The organism is Bariatricus sp. SGI.161 (assembly GCF_050313695.1).
Lineage (GTDB): Bacteria > Bacillota > Clostridia > Lachnospirales > Lachnospiraceae > JAFBIX01.
On the sequence record NZ_JBNPLX010000001.1, the window covers coordinates 158,012 to 172,040 of the forward strand.

A 14,029-nucleotide genomic window follows, 5' to 3' on the forward strand; every position below is an offset into this window, starting at 1 on the left:
TTCTCTACTCCTTTCCAACACAACACTCATAAGCCTTGATATATTTCACCTCTGACAATCCAATTAAGATCGCACACAGAACTGCAGCCACTGTAAAGCCAGGAATGCATCCACAGACAATCCAAGGGTCAATCTGAAAATGAAATCCTGTCGCTCCCAGAGACTTTAACAATATGCCGGCCACATATTCACCCAGCAGATTCCCGGACAGAACCCCTGCCACAATTCCAATGAACACCACCGGTATATAATGAATGACATAAGATGTTCGGATTACCCTGGCAGCAATTCCAATCGCTTTTTGTAAAGAAATATCATAGCGGTCTCTTGCTATGAAAAGTCGGGTAAATAATATTACCACCACAACAATCACAAGAATTGCCATCAGTATTGCCATCCTTGCTGCCATGCGCACTTCCCGGATCGTCTGTCCATAAGTATCTTCCACATATTCCTGGATATCCACGGTCTGTGCACTAATACCCTGATCCGATGCAATATCCGTATATTCCAGGATCCAGGATTCCTTCTCTACTTGATCTTCCAATGACACATAACAGATGCCCCACATCAGTTCTCCCTCTTTTGGAAGAACGGCCACCTTCGCTGTCTTTCCCCCATTGGTGATATCCGAATAGATGCCACAGATCCGATATTCCCATTTATCATCTTCCACAGACAAAGCAAGCATGTCTCCTACAGACATTCCCAATTCCTCTGCGCAAAGATAAGATAATGCAATCTCCCCTTTTTTCCGTGGTGCTGACCCTTCTGCATAAGTCACTGGGAATATCGTATGATCTCCCTGTTCCACATTCATGTTCTCAGAAGAACCATCCGGCAAAGTAATCCTGCACGTACTTGTATGTAGCGTAACAAAGCGTTTCACCCTCTCATCTTCAGATAAGATTCTCTCTATTTGCTCTGTTTTTCCGGCAATATCGTCTGTCTGTCGGATATCCATACGGATATCTGCATCTCCGATTCCCATATAAGTTACAAAAGCAGAAGAAGAAATGGTACTTAGCAGATTCTGAGGCAATATCATCAGAAATACTCCTAATCCAATCACCAGTACTACGATCAGATTTTGTCCGATCTTTCGCCTTTCCTGCTGTCCAATCAAAGCTTCCACAGCAGATAATCTTTCTATATGTTTTAAAGTTCTTCTGATTGAAAAGAGAATGATTCCTTCTGTCAATAGTATCCCTGTAGAAGCAACCAAAAGTGGAATAACTGTATGTTGGGATGGCCCGTATAACTCTTGCATATGCGACGATACCACCTTTTCTGTCAGAGCTGCAAAAGCCAGCCCCGTCACAGCTCCCAGTCCTGATAAGCCAAGAAATTTTATAAAATAAATCCGTCGGATATCTCTTTTCGAAATTCCAATTGCCTTCAACATTCCAATCTCTTTTCGGTCTTTCTCCAACTGTGTAAGCAGTGTAAAACGAATACAAAGAACAGCAATCAAGACTAGCACAACACTGGCAAGAAGTATGACCAGAATCATCAGTCCATCCGAAAGTGCATTCATCATAAAGATCAAAGGTCTTGTAATTGCCGGACCGTTTGCCTGTAATCCTGCATCTGTATATTCTGTTGCAAAGACTCCCACATCTGCTCCATCTTCCAGAAGGAATTCTATCAGATATTCTTCACTTCCTTTTTTCTGTAATCGCATATAATCCGCTTCACTCACAAGAAAACGTTTCGAAGATGCCATCTTAGAATTCATCTGTGAATCTCTGAGAAAACCTGCAATCTCAAAAGAAGTATCTCCAATCTCCACTCTGTCACCTGTGTGAAGATCATATTCTTGGCGATAGCAGACCGGAACATAGATCTCGCCGTCAGAGACTTCCATCACCTGATTCTCAAGATTCAGCAGAAAATCAAACTTTTTGCTCTGTACACATACACCATTATCCTGTGTACTGTCACTCAAAGACTGGCCGTTTAAAAAAATAGTTCCGTTTTCCAGATTTAGAAAGCGTAACACCTGAAACGCATGGACATCCGGATTCGTTTCTGCAAACCGGGTCAGCTCTTCTTCCGAAATCTCTCCTGTATGCATCTGAAGAAAATCCGGTGTCTGCGCCTCTTCCATGAGTGTATTTACAGAACCCAGCAGGGTAACAGATAAAAAGCAGGTTAGTCCGAACAAGAACGCACTGGCAGCCATAAAGACCCATGTCGTAACAGAAAGTAATCGATTTCCCATAATATCATTCCATATCATTCTTTTTCTCATAACACATTCCTCCTTCTGCCTGCATACCGGCATCTTCCAGCAGACGTACATCCCTGACCGGATATATGGCTAATGCCAGAATACTAAGCATCACCCCCGATATCATGATAACGGCTGCGGCTCCTCGTCCTACACCAATGTTCATCTGCTCTCCAATTCCATCCGCAAGGATCCCGGCGATTCCATAAGCGACTACATATCCGATCTGTGAAAGGAATCCGATCAGGCCCCAGGCTCTTCCTTGCAGCTCATCTTCGATATTCGTGCGCACAAGATAATCCAGACAATTATTGGCGAATGGAAGCATAGCGAAAAACAAGAATCCTGACCCACAGATCAGATAGATATTTTCTTTTATTCCAAAAATTACCATTGAAATCCCTGCAATTACCAGAGAAGCGGACAATACTTTGACATATCCTCTTCTTATCCCACATATTCCCAGAAACAGACTGGAAACCAGCATACCGCTGGCACAGACAGTCTCTCCAACTCCTAATGTTGCACTGTCTGCAAAATCCAGAATTAAGGGTTCTGCCAGAATCTGAAAAGCACCCATAAAACAAGTCATGACAGAAGCCACAAAAATCAAGATCAGAACACCTCTTTTCTCTGCAACTGCTTTCCATCCTATTTTAAACTCCTCAAAAAACGGAGCCCGATTCTCTATAACTGTTCTTTCGATTGCCCTGCGTACCACTCCAGTACAAATAACCGTCAAAAAGAACGTACAGATATCAAGCACTAATAAAATCCGAATGTCCGATACTGCCAGAAGTGCACCAGCAAAAATTGGGGAGATGAGGTATCGTGCACTCCCGGCAAGCCCTACAAGTCCGCTGGCTCTGGAATATTCTTCGGCATCCAGAAGATCTGTAATCGTTGCCCGGTAAGAAGGTTCCAAAAGTGATGCAAATACCGAACTTATTGCTATTCCGATACAGATTTCCGTAAGTCTTGCTCCGCCTCTTTGTATGCAGAAAAAGATATACAAAATTCCAAACGCAGAACATCCGTCACCTATCATCATAAGAAGTCTCCTATCGTACCGGTCCGCCAGCACACCGGCAGGTACACTTAAAATCAATGTCGGCAGAAAGGCAAGCAAGGTAACAATCGCCATCGACGCTGCACTTTTCGTCTGTTGAAATACATAGACTCCCAGACCGAAACTGGTAAGCCCTCCCCCGATAGATGACAGCAATTCTCCTGCCCACAATAATAAGAATCGCTTAAAATTACTTTTCTTTTCCATTAAAAATTCCTCTCTTTATTTCCCTTTACAGACCGACAATCTGTCTATACAGATTTAAAAAAGAAGGAGAACTCACATAATACGCTCTCCTAAAAAACTTTCCTTATGGTATCTTGAAGGCTTCCTTCTTCCATTCCCATCAGGCGTTCCATATTATATATAAAACCATCAATCTTCTGCTCTCTTTTCTCCTGACTTAAACCTTCCATGTTAAGCTCATCAAATGCGGTATTGGCGTAAATCAGGGTCATCTCCACAACCTCTCCGGGATAATCAGTATGACAGATTCCCTGACGCACACCCTCTTCAACCAGTTCAGAAAACAAAGGGGTAATCCCGTCCAGAAGCTGCTGCTGCATCTTCTGATGCATGAGTGCATTCTGCGGACGATGCACCTGTTCCATTACTTCATGACCAATCTCCGATTCCACATTCAATGCCAATATCGCCTTCGTCAGCCGTTCCAAAACAGGCAGCTCTGTGTCTCGGATCACCTTTCCCGCATCTAACATCAGACGATTGGATATCCGCTCAATGACACCGTCCAGGATCTCTTCTTTTGATTTAAAATGATAATAAAGCGTACCTCTGGCAATGCCCACTGCCTCCAGAATATCATTCGTACTGGTATGGTCAAATCCTTTGGTACCAAACAGCTTTTCAGCTGCGTCCAGAATCTCTTCTTTTCTTTCCTCTGCTTCCTTCACTATCCGCATATGACTTCTTCTCTCCTACAGCCTAAGAACCGACTATCTGTCGGTTCTTAGTATACACAGGAAAACTGGATTTGTCAATCTCGTATATATCTCGCAGTAATCGTCTGTCCCTCTTCCATCATCCGAGCAGGTGTCCCTGTAAAAACGACTTCACCTCCCAGTGTTCCTCCATCCGGCCCGATATCAATGATATAGTCTGCCATCTTCATGACATCCGTATTGTGCTCAATGACAATCACGGTATTGCCACGCCGGATCATACAATCAAATAATGCCATAAGTTTCTGAATATCTGAGGCATGAAGTCCAGTCGTCGGTTCATCCAGCACATAGACATTTCCCTTACCGCGCAGTTCCTTTGCCAGTTTCACTCTCTGGCGTTCTCCTCCGCTTAACGTTGACAATGGCTGCCCAAGCGACAGATAAGGAAGCCCTACTTCTAAAAGTGCTTCCAGCTGTTTACGGATCTTCACATGATCTGCGAAAAATTCTGCTGCATCCTCCACACTCATATCCAGCACTTCTACGATATTTTTCTCTTTATACCTGCAATTCAGCGCCTCGTCACTATAGCGCTTTCCCCCACAGCTTTCGCAGACTGTCGTTACCGGATCCATGAATACAAGCTCTGTAGTGATTGTTCCTCTTCCTTTGCATGCAGGACACGCTCCTTTACTGTTGAATGAAAACAGCCCCACATCCTTCTGGCAGGCTTTTGCAAATACTCTGCGGATTTCATCAAAAAAGCCAAGATAAGTACAGGCGGTAGACCTGCCGGTCGCAGTAATTGCACTTTGATCGACTAATACCACCTGTTCTTTATATTGTTTTGCAAAAACATCCCGGATCAGTGAGGATTTGCCAGAACCCGCAACCCCGGTCACGACCGTGAGTACTCCAAGCGGAATATCCACATCCACATGCTTCAGATTATGAACAGACGCGTCACGGATTGGCAGCCATCCGGTCGGTTCCTTTGGATTGATCTTCACAGGAATCTTCTCTTTCATAGCATCTCCTGTTAATGTTCCAGATAAAAGCAATGCTTCATAGCTTCCCTGGAACAAGATCTGTCCTCCTGCTTTACCTGCGAGCGGACCTACATCGATCACCTCATCTGCAATACGGATGATATCCTTATCATGTTCTACCACAAGAACTGTATTTCCCTTATCTCTGAGGCTCTTAAGCAGCCGGATCATACGATGCACATCCCGCGGATGCATCCTCGTACTTGGCTCGTCAAAGATATAGATCATGCCGGTCAGTGAGCTTCCCATATAACGAACCAGTTTTAACCGCTGCGCCTCCCCACCGGATAAGGTAGAAGATTCCCGGTTCATACTAAGATATGGCAACCCTATGTCGATCATACGCCCCAGGGCATCTGTAAATGATCTTACAATGGATTCTGCTCTTGGATCTGTAATCTTCTTTAATTCCTCATAAAGCTGTGAAAACTCCATCTCACACATATCAGCAATATTATATCCGTTGATACGACAGGACAATGCCTCTGGATTCAATCTGGCTCCTTTACAGTCTGGACATACGATCTCATCCATGAATTGATTAATCTTTCTCAGGGTATAGTCATTCTGTTCTTCAGGTCCCTTCATCAGACACAATCGTTTAAATTGATTGTAGACACCTTCCAGCTTTTTATCGATTCGTTCTCCATCTTTTGTACGGCTGCCATATAATAGAAGATTCTGCTCTTCCTCAGAAAGTTCTTTCCATTTCTTATTGACATCAAACAAATCTGGTCTGCGATACAGCTTCCAGTAATATTTTCCCGGTCCGAAAGCCGGCAGATGAAAGATGCCTTCATCATAGGTCTTTTCTTCATTGATCAGCTTATGGATATCCAGTTCCATGATCTTTCCGATACCGGCACAGGTCTTGCACATTCCGTTCGGATTATTAAAAGAAAAGTACGATGCCGGGCCGATATTGGGCATTCCGACATCTGCCGATGGCTCTCTGCGGCAATCGTGTCGAACACGATGCTGGATTTGCCGGAACCAGACACACCGGTAAATACTACAATCTTATTCTTGGGAATCTCCAGTGATACGTTTTTCAGATTGTTCTGCTTCAACCCTTTAATCAAAATATGATCTGCCTGCATAATACTCTTCTCCTGTCTTTTTTACCGGAATCTGTATTTCTGAGAGCCAGTCATTTTCTGTATCCTTATTCCAGACACCATCAATATATTTTTCACGGATATTTCCACAGATTTCGTATCCATTTTCTTCAATGTACTGTAGGATCACTGCATAAGTATGCGGGAATTCATTATAAGAGCCTTTATGATAGATACAGGCTGCCTGGATCTCCGGAAACTCCCTAAACTTCACATAGTCAGTATCCGCCTTTTTCTCTGTGACTGCCTCGCACACCTCGATCAGAATCTGTTCTTCTTTATATCCTGGTTCCAGATAATGGGTAAAGCAGTATTCCGGGAGAGCACATTCACATCCAAGTTCCTCCATCTGTGCTCCCAGAGCTGGCATCAGATCAAACAACGCGTCATAAGATTCCACACGACTCTCCATAGTCGCAGCCACGACCGCCGGAATCTTCTTAATCAGAACCGGTGATTGCAGCGCATCATCATCTCCTGTCAGATATCCGTCTATCATAGCCATCTGCATCGTCAGTTCTGCAATCTTCGACATAATCTCAGCTTTTTTCCGATTTAAGAACGAGACCGTATCAGAACTGTCACCCAATTTTCTAATATCCTCAATGGTAAATCCCGCCTGTTTTAATGCCGTGATTCGGTGCAGAACAGCCATCTGATCCATCGTATAATAACGATATCCGTTTTCTCCATCGACATACGCAGGTGTGAGAAGTCCCTGCTCCTCATAGAAGCGAAGTGTCTTGATGGTAACGTGATTCATCTGTGCAAACATCCCAATCTTATACAGATGACTATTTACTTCCTTTTCTTCACAGTTATGTTCTTTCCGCATTCTCATAATAAATAATTCCTCCTTCAACTTGTTCTGGAATTATTGTACAGTCTCCCCATATGGGGAGAGTCAAGGCCCTTCTTTATCTTTTATGAATCATATTATCCCTTTCTTTTTCCTGCAAGCAGTACATTCATTGCCACATAGATCACTATGGCAATCACAATGGCACTGATCAGGATCACATACATATTGCTTAACGCTACTTTATCACCAAAAAAGTATAGATTACAATTTACGCTGTCACGGATAGCTTCCACTATTTCATCCGGAAATCCCTGATTGCCCATTTCTTCAAACACTCCACGCAAAGCATGGTTACGCAACAGGCTGGTTCCGTATGTACCCGGCAGAAAAGAAATTACTTTCTGCAGCCCTTCCGGAAATTGAGAGATTGGCATATAGGCACCACAGACAAATCCATATCCTGCACGAACGATTGTTCCTACTGCAGAAGCCTGCCCCTGGGTAGATAGTGGGAAATTCACACAGGAAGACAGTGCTGTACCAAATAGTACCAGTAAAACTACATCCAAAAACAGCTTCGCAATATCACCAGCAGTCAGATACCATCCCACATATGACAGATACCCTAGACATACACCTGTAGCAATAAAACAGATCAGCATCGTGGAGATCAAAGTAGACAGATAATAACTCAGAGCCAGCGTGCTGGGTTTTACAGGTGCGATCGTTATATCTCTTCTGGCACCGGTGATCTTATCCTGCACCATAAGAAGGTTAGAACAAAATGCTACTGTCACACAGCTCACAGCCAGCAGGGATGAGACCAGTTCTCCACCGACACAGCCGCCGATCAGTTTATCGGACACAGTAGTTCCTGCCGCTTCCAGGGCACTGCGGAATGTGTCCTCATAGACATTGCTCAAAAATGTGCCATACAGCACCAAAAGAATCAAAGGCGTGATCAGAGAAGTAAAAAACATCCCTTTATCTTTAAACCAATTCCAAAAGTCATGATCCCATATACTTCCGCTTTCCTGCATGCACTAAGTATGCTTCGGATATTCTCTTCTGTATCATTAATGAACGGCAGAATCGGTGTCATCCGTCAGGCAAAGCTCTTTCTCCAGATGAAGATATAGATCACTCATGGCCCCTGTCCCTATCATACACTTTTTCCTTTTTCTGCGAAGGGCCTGTTCTAAAAGTTCCGGTGCATTCACCTTTACAGCAATGTCTTCAAACGCATGATCCATCTGATAACAGGTACTTCTGGCATCGCAATAGATGCAGCCATGAGTACACCCTCTGTATATGTTCATCCCATTCTGGGCAGAAAGGATTCCTTTTGCCTTCACTTCATGCATATTTTTCTCCTTTTCTCTCACAGGGACGTGGTCTGTTACGCTTTGCATGGTGGGCTCTGCATTCATTGCATCTTCCGTGACGGATACATTTTGTTTTGGAGCATGGACAGTTTGCATTTATTTCCATTCTGTATTCCATCGGTATATACTGAATGTCTCCATCGTTCTGCATCTTTCCTGTAATCACAAAACCTAGTTTCCTATGACTTAATCTCTTAATTTTCATCAGCTGACCACTGCTCCTTTGTGATATATGTGAAATGTTCTGTCCGAATATCCCCCATCAATTCGCAGTGTTTATTCTCTTCTGTATGATGGTAGATAAATCCGCACTTTTCCTGACAACGTCTTGACCTCTCATTGCCTTCATAATAACCACACCACATTGCCTTACATCCCAGGCCTTCAAAAGCATGCCGCTGTAATCTTTTTACTGCTTCAGGAATGTAACCATTTCCCCAGAAAGGAACTCCAATCCAATATCCTACTTCGATCTCATCTTCTGCAGCAACTGTATGGGACTGCATTGGTGGTATAAGACCAATGCTGCCAATTGCTTTATTATCTTCCTTCAGGCACACAGCATATGTCTCTGGCGCCGATAAGACAGTTCTTATTATATCAAGGCTGTTTTCAACACTGGTATGGACCGGCCATCCTGCAATTGGACCAACTCTGGGATCTTTTGCATACTCATACAGACTCTCTGCATCTGTATCCTCCCAGGGACGTAAGATTAATCTTTCTGTTATAAATTCCATGCTTCCACTTCCTTCCCCTATGGTTCACTCTCTCTAGATCAATACCAGAACATTTCTTCCAACCTTTTACTTGAATAAACTTTGTTCTATGATATCCAACTTCTTAAAATCCACAAAATCCACTTGCTTTCCATATGTCTCGATCATCGCTCTGACTTCTGCATTCTTTTTATCCTCCGGCAGATTCTTAGCCTTTGTGTAAAGCAGCTTCATCATCGTCTTATGCAGAAAACTCAACTTACTATAATCAATTCCGCCTCTTAAGTGATATAGTTCCGCCTTCTCATACACTTCAGAAGAAAGCTGGTTTTGTAAGGCATTGTGGATATTATTAATATTCTCCACATCTTCTACATCCGCAAGACCGACTGTAACGATAACGAATCTTTTATACGCTGTCTTGCAAATTGCCGGCAGTGTCTCCTTTAATCCTTTTACCCCACCTGCATATAACCCGCCAAGGTAAACGATGACCTCACAATCTTTTGGTATATCAACCTTATCATAAGAAGCCGCCAAAATATCCGTCCTTTTAGACAATTCCTCTGCATACCTTCTGGTTGTTCCATAGTTTGATCCATATATAATGATAGCTTTTGACATCTCATCCACTCCTACTTTCATTTTTCTCTTAATCCCAATCTATGAGCTAATCATCCTCTTAACAATATTGTAACAGATATGCTCTTCCAGAGATATCACACTAATACAGATAATTGTGTCAATTATATAGATATTCTGTTAATATTAACTGGCCTGTTTCTCAAAATGGGCACTGATGAAATAATCATTCACTACGATTCACAATCAGAATTCCACTACAAACAAGGAGCAAAGCTAACAATCCCCTCAAAGTAAAAGCCTGATTTTTTTCACCTAACAATATAGCAGAAAGAATCACTCCAAACATGGGGTTGCTGAATCCAAATACTGCCACTTTACCGACCGGATTATATTTCAGCAGAAGGCTCCATAAGGAATATGCTACTGAAGATATAAGACCTAAATATCCTAATAATAAAGTCGAAGCCGGTGTAAAACCTGTTACATTCCCGCCATTCAGCAGTCCGATTAAAGTCAAAACAATTCCACCAATCAGAAATTGATAACCGCAGAGCGTGAAAGTCTCTTCTTTTTCCGAATACTGCTTTATTAACACGGAAGAAAGTGCCGCTGCGAATGCCGATACGAACATCGCCCCTTCTCCGGTTAAAGACACCTGAAGATCTAATCCTCCACCTTCCAGATTAATAAAAATAACACCTATGAATCCAAGCAGGCAACCGACGAACTTATGAATTGACAATTTCTCAGAAAAAATAAGCGCTGACAGAAAAATCGCAATAAAGACATTGGATGCAGTTATAATAGAAGCTTTTACTCCCGATGTATGTGCCAGTCCCATATAAAAAAACACATATTGCAAAACCGTCTGAACAGACCCAAGTTTTATTACCATCGGCCACGAAGATTTCCTTGGATAAAGGAATTCTCTCTTTATGAAACTTCCTATCAAGATGACCATAATTCCTGCCAGTGTAAATCGATAACCGGCAAATAACAGTTGGGACATTGCATCTGCATCCGATATTTGAAAAAGGCGATATCCAATCTTAATACTCGGGAATGCACTTCCCCAAAGGAAACAACAAATCAGTGCAAATATGCAGACCAAATAGGGCTTTGTAAATATTTGTGACGTATCATTCCATTTTTTCATTTTCATTAACTCTCTCTTTGATATATTTTGATTATAAATCACGATCGAAGTATCTTTCCACCTTCTCTCGATTCTCATACAAAACGCAACCACCAACATGATCATCCAACAATGTTCCATTGCTTTGTAATTCCCTGAATAGACCAGAGTGCAGTGCATCCTTCAAAGATGTGTCTCTTACATTCACATCCGAATATGGGGAAAATGGACATGGTTCTGCGCCTCCATGAGAATTAATATGGAAAAATCCTCTTCCTGCCGCAATACAGCCGCCGGATGATTTTTCATCTCCAGGGAAAGACAAAAAAATCATATCCTGATACTTTTCTCTGATTTCTACAAGACGCTGATTCATATACTCCCGTTCTACATCTCCCGGCGCTAACTCCTTAAGCTCCGGTGACATCGGCACAAATTCTACAAAAAATAAAGCTTTACAATCTCGTTCTTCCAGTTTTTTTATAAATGCATCAGACGTTACCTCTTCCAGATTATCTTTTGTAACCGTTACAGAAGAGCCAAACAGCAGTTTCTCTTTCTGCATTTCTTCCATGGCAGAGAGAACCTTCTCATATACACCTTCCCCTCTTCTGGCATCCGTCTGTTTTTCTCTACCTTCAATACTGAATATTGGAACCAGATTCCTGCATTTTTTTAACATTTTGAAATATGTATCATTCATAAGTGTTCCGTTTGTAAAAATCGGAAATAAAATATTCTGTCTGTCTCCTGCCTTCTCTATAACATCCCTTCGAATCATCGGTTCTCCGCCAGCCAGAAGGATAAAGCTGATTCCCATCTCTTCTGCCTGCTCAAAAATATGATCCCACTCCTGTGTAGAAAGCTGTTCTACGGGTTCCGTATCTGCACAGGAATGAGCCGCCCGGGCATAGCAGCCTGCACAATGCAGATTACAACTGCTCGTTATACTGGCAATCAGAAAAGCAGGAATATGTTCTCCTTCCTTTTCAGACATCGCCCGTTTTCTGGATGCTGCTTTCGCCGCCACTGCAAACCTAGTCATAAAAATACTCTGTGCCGGATTAGTCAAAGTAACTTTTACTGCATTTTTCATGATGTTTTCAACACCAGCTGTCATATATTCCTGTAGATCCATCTTTCCTTCCATCTTTATGTTCCTCCACTTCCTAATCCTTCTTCCGATAGATTCGGAAAAATTCTTCTATCTGCCGGTCAAGTATTTCAAGAGCTTCTTCCTTGTGTTCCGGTTGATTATTGTACATGGACAAAAGTAAATAAATTGGAGAATAGAAATTGAGCGCCGCTGCTTTTGCATCTCCCCGATAGAATACGCCCTGTTCCATCATCTCCTCAAACAACCTTTCCTGATAGGAAATCGCATTTTCCATAAATATCTTCCTGAATATCGTATAGATCTTGGGATTTGTATATTGCTCCATATGGGCAATCCTCCAGAACTTAGAAATATATGAATCAGTAAGATAAAAGACAAATACCTCCCTCGAAAGGTTCTTGAGTCCTTCAAGATCCAATTTTTCATAAAACACAGAAGCGGATGTATATCCGTTATCGTACTGAGGCATTCCCAATGTCTCCGAAAGACCTGATATATGTTCCAAAATCAGCTCCACAATAGAATCAAAGATCTCCTGCTTACTCTTAAAATGGTTATATAACGAAGCATCTTTAATCCCGACTGCATCGGCAATATTCTTTACACTTGTTCCTTTATAACCCTTTTCTGCAAAGAGGGTTAAGGCTTCTTCCGTAATCCTTTCCTTAGTTGTCATCGCTTTCCTCCTGTCTCATAATTCATCGCAAGAAAAAACTAGTAATCACTAGTCCATTTATATTCTAGACTAGTGATTACTAGTTGTCAAGTATTCTACATAAGTTTTTAGTATATCATCTTAGAAGAAATTTTTCCGCCTCACTAATATCCAAGTTTGTGAAACAGTTTTTCTACATCTGATACTTCATACTTTTTCATATCTTAATCCCCGTATTATATCAATAGATATTGAAATATATTGAACAAATATCCAACCACAATAATGCCACCTGTACAAATTCCAACAAACAAGCCTAATAATCTTGGTTTTACCGCCTTTTTAAGCATAATGATGGAAGGAAGGCTAAGTGTCGTAACCGCCATCATAAAACTAAGAATTGTTCCAAGCTGAGCTCCTTTTGCCAGTAATGCCTCTGCAACCGGGATTGTTCCAAATATATCTGCATACATTGGAACACCAACTAACACAGCCAGAATGACTCCAAATGGATTATTACTTCCAAGAACAGTCTGAATGATATGTTCCGGTATCCAGTTATGGATCACGGCACCGACTCCCACACCTACAAGAATATATGGAAATACTTTCCGAAACGTGTCGGTCATCTGCTCTTTTGCATAAATCAATCGATCCTTAACTGTTAAATCCGGTGCTTCAATATCTACTGCACTTGCAGTACGGATAAATTCTTCCACATATTTTTCCATGCGCATTTTTTCAATTAATGTACCGCCAATAACAGCAATAATCAGTCCTACAATCACATAAACAACAGCAACCTTTGCCCCAAAAATGCTCATAAGAAGTACTAAACTTCCCAGATCGACCATTGGTGAAGAGATCAAAAAGGAAAAAGTAACTCCTAAAGGAAGTCCTGCACTTGTAAAACCAATAAATAATGGAATCGAAGAGCAAGAGCAAAATGGTGTTACTGTTCCGAGAAGCGCAGCAATCATATTCGCCCCTATCCCATGAAAACGCCCCAGAATTCTCTTACTTCGTTCCGGCGGAAAATAACTTTGAATGTAAGAAATTACAAAAATCAAAAAGCACAATAACACAGTAATCTTAATTACATCATAGATGAAAAACTGTACACTGCCACCTGCCTTTGTTGAAACATCTACTCCTATCGCAGATAAACTGTTACGAATCACCACATTTAGCCATTTCATTCCCAATACCTGATCTTGAATAAATAGCCCTATCGTTTTTATAGCTTCCATTATTTCC

The 14,029-nt window shown here is 41.9% G+C and carries 12 protein-coding genes and 2 pseudogenes; all 14 read right to left on the reverse strand.

Translation table 11 applies throughout. The annotated features are described in order from the left end of the window. Positions 1-4 precede the first annotated feature (4 nt). A complete protein-coding gene (locus ACQRBH_RS00725) occupies positions 5-2,254 on the reverse strand; it encodes an FtsX-like permease family protein (protein WP_427760635.1) in 2,250 nt (749 codons plus the stop codon). Then, a complete protein-coding gene (locus ACQRBH_RS00730; protein WP_427760637.1) occupies positions 2,229-3,509 on the reverse strand; it encodes an MFS transporter in 1,281 nt (426 codons plus the stop codon). The genes ACQRBH_RS00725 and ACQRBH_RS00730 overlap by 26 nt, the downstream gene beginning before the upstream one ends. An 89-nt stretch (positions 3,510-3,598) precedes the next feature. Further along, positions 3,599-4,225 (reverse strand): TetR/AcrR family transcriptional regulator, encoded by a 627-nt coding sequence (locus ACQRBH_RS00735; RefSeq protein WP_427760639.1) that lies wholly within the window; start codon positions 4,223-4,225, stop codon positions 3,599-3,601. A 74-nt stretch (positions 4,226-4,299) separates the two neighbouring features. Then, a pseudogene (locus tag ACQRBH_RS00740) lies at positions 4,300-6,356 on the reverse strand (ATP-binding cassette domain-containing protein). Beyond that, the gene (locus tag ACQRBH_RS00745; protein ID WP_427760641.1) at positions 6,331-7,215 is read right to left on the reverse strand and encodes a MerR family transcriptional regulator; all 885 of its coding nucleotides are present in this window, start codon (positions 7,213-7,215) and stop codon (positions 6,331-6,333) included. Before ACQRBH_RS00745 ends, ACQRBH_RS00740 begins: the two are co-directional and overlap by 26 nt. A gap of 95 nt (positions 7,216-7,310) precedes the next feature. Beyond that, complete coding sequence (locus tag ACQRBH_RS00750) at positions 7,311-8,216, reverse strand: ABC transporter permease (RefSeq protein WP_427760643.1); 906 nt, start codon at positions 8,214-8,216, stop codon at positions 7,311-7,313. Next, a pseudogene (locus ACQRBH_RS00755) lies at positions 8,159-8,540 on the reverse strand (hypothetical protein); the annotation flags it as partial. The pseudogene ACQRBH_RS00755 and the gene ACQRBH_RS00750, both read right to left, overlap by 58 nt. Next, positions 8,533-8,766, reverse strand: a complete 234-nt coding sequence (locus ACQRBH_RS00760; protein WP_347375891.1) for a hypothetical protein — start codon at positions 8,764-8,766, stop codon at positions 8,533-8,535. The gene ACQRBH_RS00760 and the pseudogene ACQRBH_RS00755, both read right to left, overlap by 8 nt. Further along, positions 8,756-9,301, reverse strand: coding sequence for a GNAT family N-acetyltransferase (locus tag ACQRBH_RS00765; protein ID WP_427760645.1), 546 nt, complete (start codon positions 9,299-9,301; stop codon positions 8,756-8,758). Before ACQRBH_RS00765 ends, ACQRBH_RS00760 begins: the two co-directional genes overlap by 11 nt. A 66-nt stretch (positions 9,302-9,367) precedes the next feature. Continuing rightward, positions 9,368-9,925: a flavodoxin domain-containing protein gene (locus ACQRBH_RS00770; RefSeq protein ID WP_427760647.1), complete on the reverse strand. Its 558-nt coding sequence runs from the start codon at positions 9,923-9,925 to the stop codon at positions 9,368-9,370. Between the two features lie 163 nt (positions 9,926-10,088). Continuing rightward, positions 10,089-11,027, reverse strand: a complete 939-nt coding sequence (locus tag ACQRBH_RS00775; protein ID WP_427760649.1) for a DMT family transporter — start codon at positions 11,025-11,027, stop codon at positions 10,089-10,091. Positions 11,028-11,052: 25 nt separating this feature from the next. Continuing rightward, positions 11,053-12,150: a radical SAM protein gene (locus tag ACQRBH_RS00780; RefSeq protein ID WP_427760651.1), complete on the reverse strand. Its 1,098-nt coding sequence runs from the start codon at positions 12,148-12,150 to the stop codon at positions 11,053-11,055. A gap of 19 nt (positions 12,151-12,169) precedes the next feature. Next, positions 12,170-12,793 carry a TetR/AcrR family transcriptional regulator gene (locus tag ACQRBH_RS00785; RefSeq protein WP_427760653.1) on the reverse strand — a complete coding sequence of 208 codons (624 nt, stop codon included), beginning with the start codon at positions 12,791-12,793 and terminating at the stop codon, positions 12,170-12,172. A gap of 215 nt (positions 12,794-13,008) precedes the next feature. Beyond that, positions 13,009-14,022 (reverse strand): permease, encoded by a 1,014-nt coding sequence (locus ACQRBH_RS00790; protein WP_427744208.1) that lies wholly within the window; start codon positions 14,020-14,022, stop codon positions 13,009-13,011. Positions 14,023-14,029: the final 7 nt, after the last annotated feature.

Excerpts from the sequence above, each read along its gene's own strand:
- ACQRBH_RS00725 (WP_427760635.1), bottom strand. The coding sequence starts at position 2,254 with ATGAGAAAAAGAATGATATGGAATGATATTATGGGAAATCGATTACTT.
- ACQRBH_RS00730 (WP_427760637.1), bottom strand. The coding sequence starts at position 3,509 with ATGGAAAAGAAAAGTAATTTTAAGCGATTCTTATTATTGTGGGCAGGA.
- ACQRBH_RS00735 (WP_427760639.1), bottom strand. The coding sequence starts at position 4,225 with ATGCGGATAGTGAAGGAAGCAGAGGAAAGAAAAGAAGAGATTCTGGAC.
- ACQRBH_RS00745 (WP_427760641.1), bottom strand. The coding sequence starts at position 7,215 with ATGAGAATGCGGAAAGAACATAACTGTGAAGAAAAGGAAGTAAATAGT.
- ACQRBH_RS00750 (WP_427760643.1), bottom strand. The coding sequence starts at position 8,216 with ATGCAGGAAAGCGGAAGTATATGGGATCATGACTTTTGGAATTGGTTT.
- ACQRBH_RS00760 (WP_347375891.1), bottom strand. The coding sequence starts at position 8,766 with ATGAAAATTAAGAGATTAAGTCATAGGAAACTAGGTTTTGTGATTACA.
- ACQRBH_RS00765 (WP_427760645.1), bottom strand. The coding sequence starts at position 9,301 with ATGGAATTTATAACAGAAAGATTAATCTTACGTCCCTGGGAGGATACA.
- ACQRBH_RS00770 (WP_427760647.1), bottom strand. The coding sequence starts at position 9,925 with ATGAAAGTAGGAGTGGATGAGATGTCAAAAGCTATCATTATATATGGA.
- ACQRBH_RS00775 (WP_427760649.1), bottom strand. The coding sequence starts at position 11,027 with ATGAAAATGAAAAAATGGAATGATACGTCACAAATATTTACAAAGCCC.
- ACQRBH_RS00780 (WP_427760651.1), bottom strand. The coding sequence starts at position 12,150 with ATGGAAGGAAAGATGGATCTACAGGAATATATGACAGCTGGTGTTGAA.
- ACQRBH_RS00785 (WP_427760653.1), bottom strand. The coding sequence starts at position 12,793 with ATGACAACTAAGGAAAGGATTACGGAAGAAGCCTTAACCCTCTTTGCA.
- ACQRBH_RS00790 (WP_427744208.1), bottom strand. The coding sequence starts at position 14,022 with ATGGAAGCTATAAAAACGATAGGGCTATTTATTCAAGATCAGGTATTG.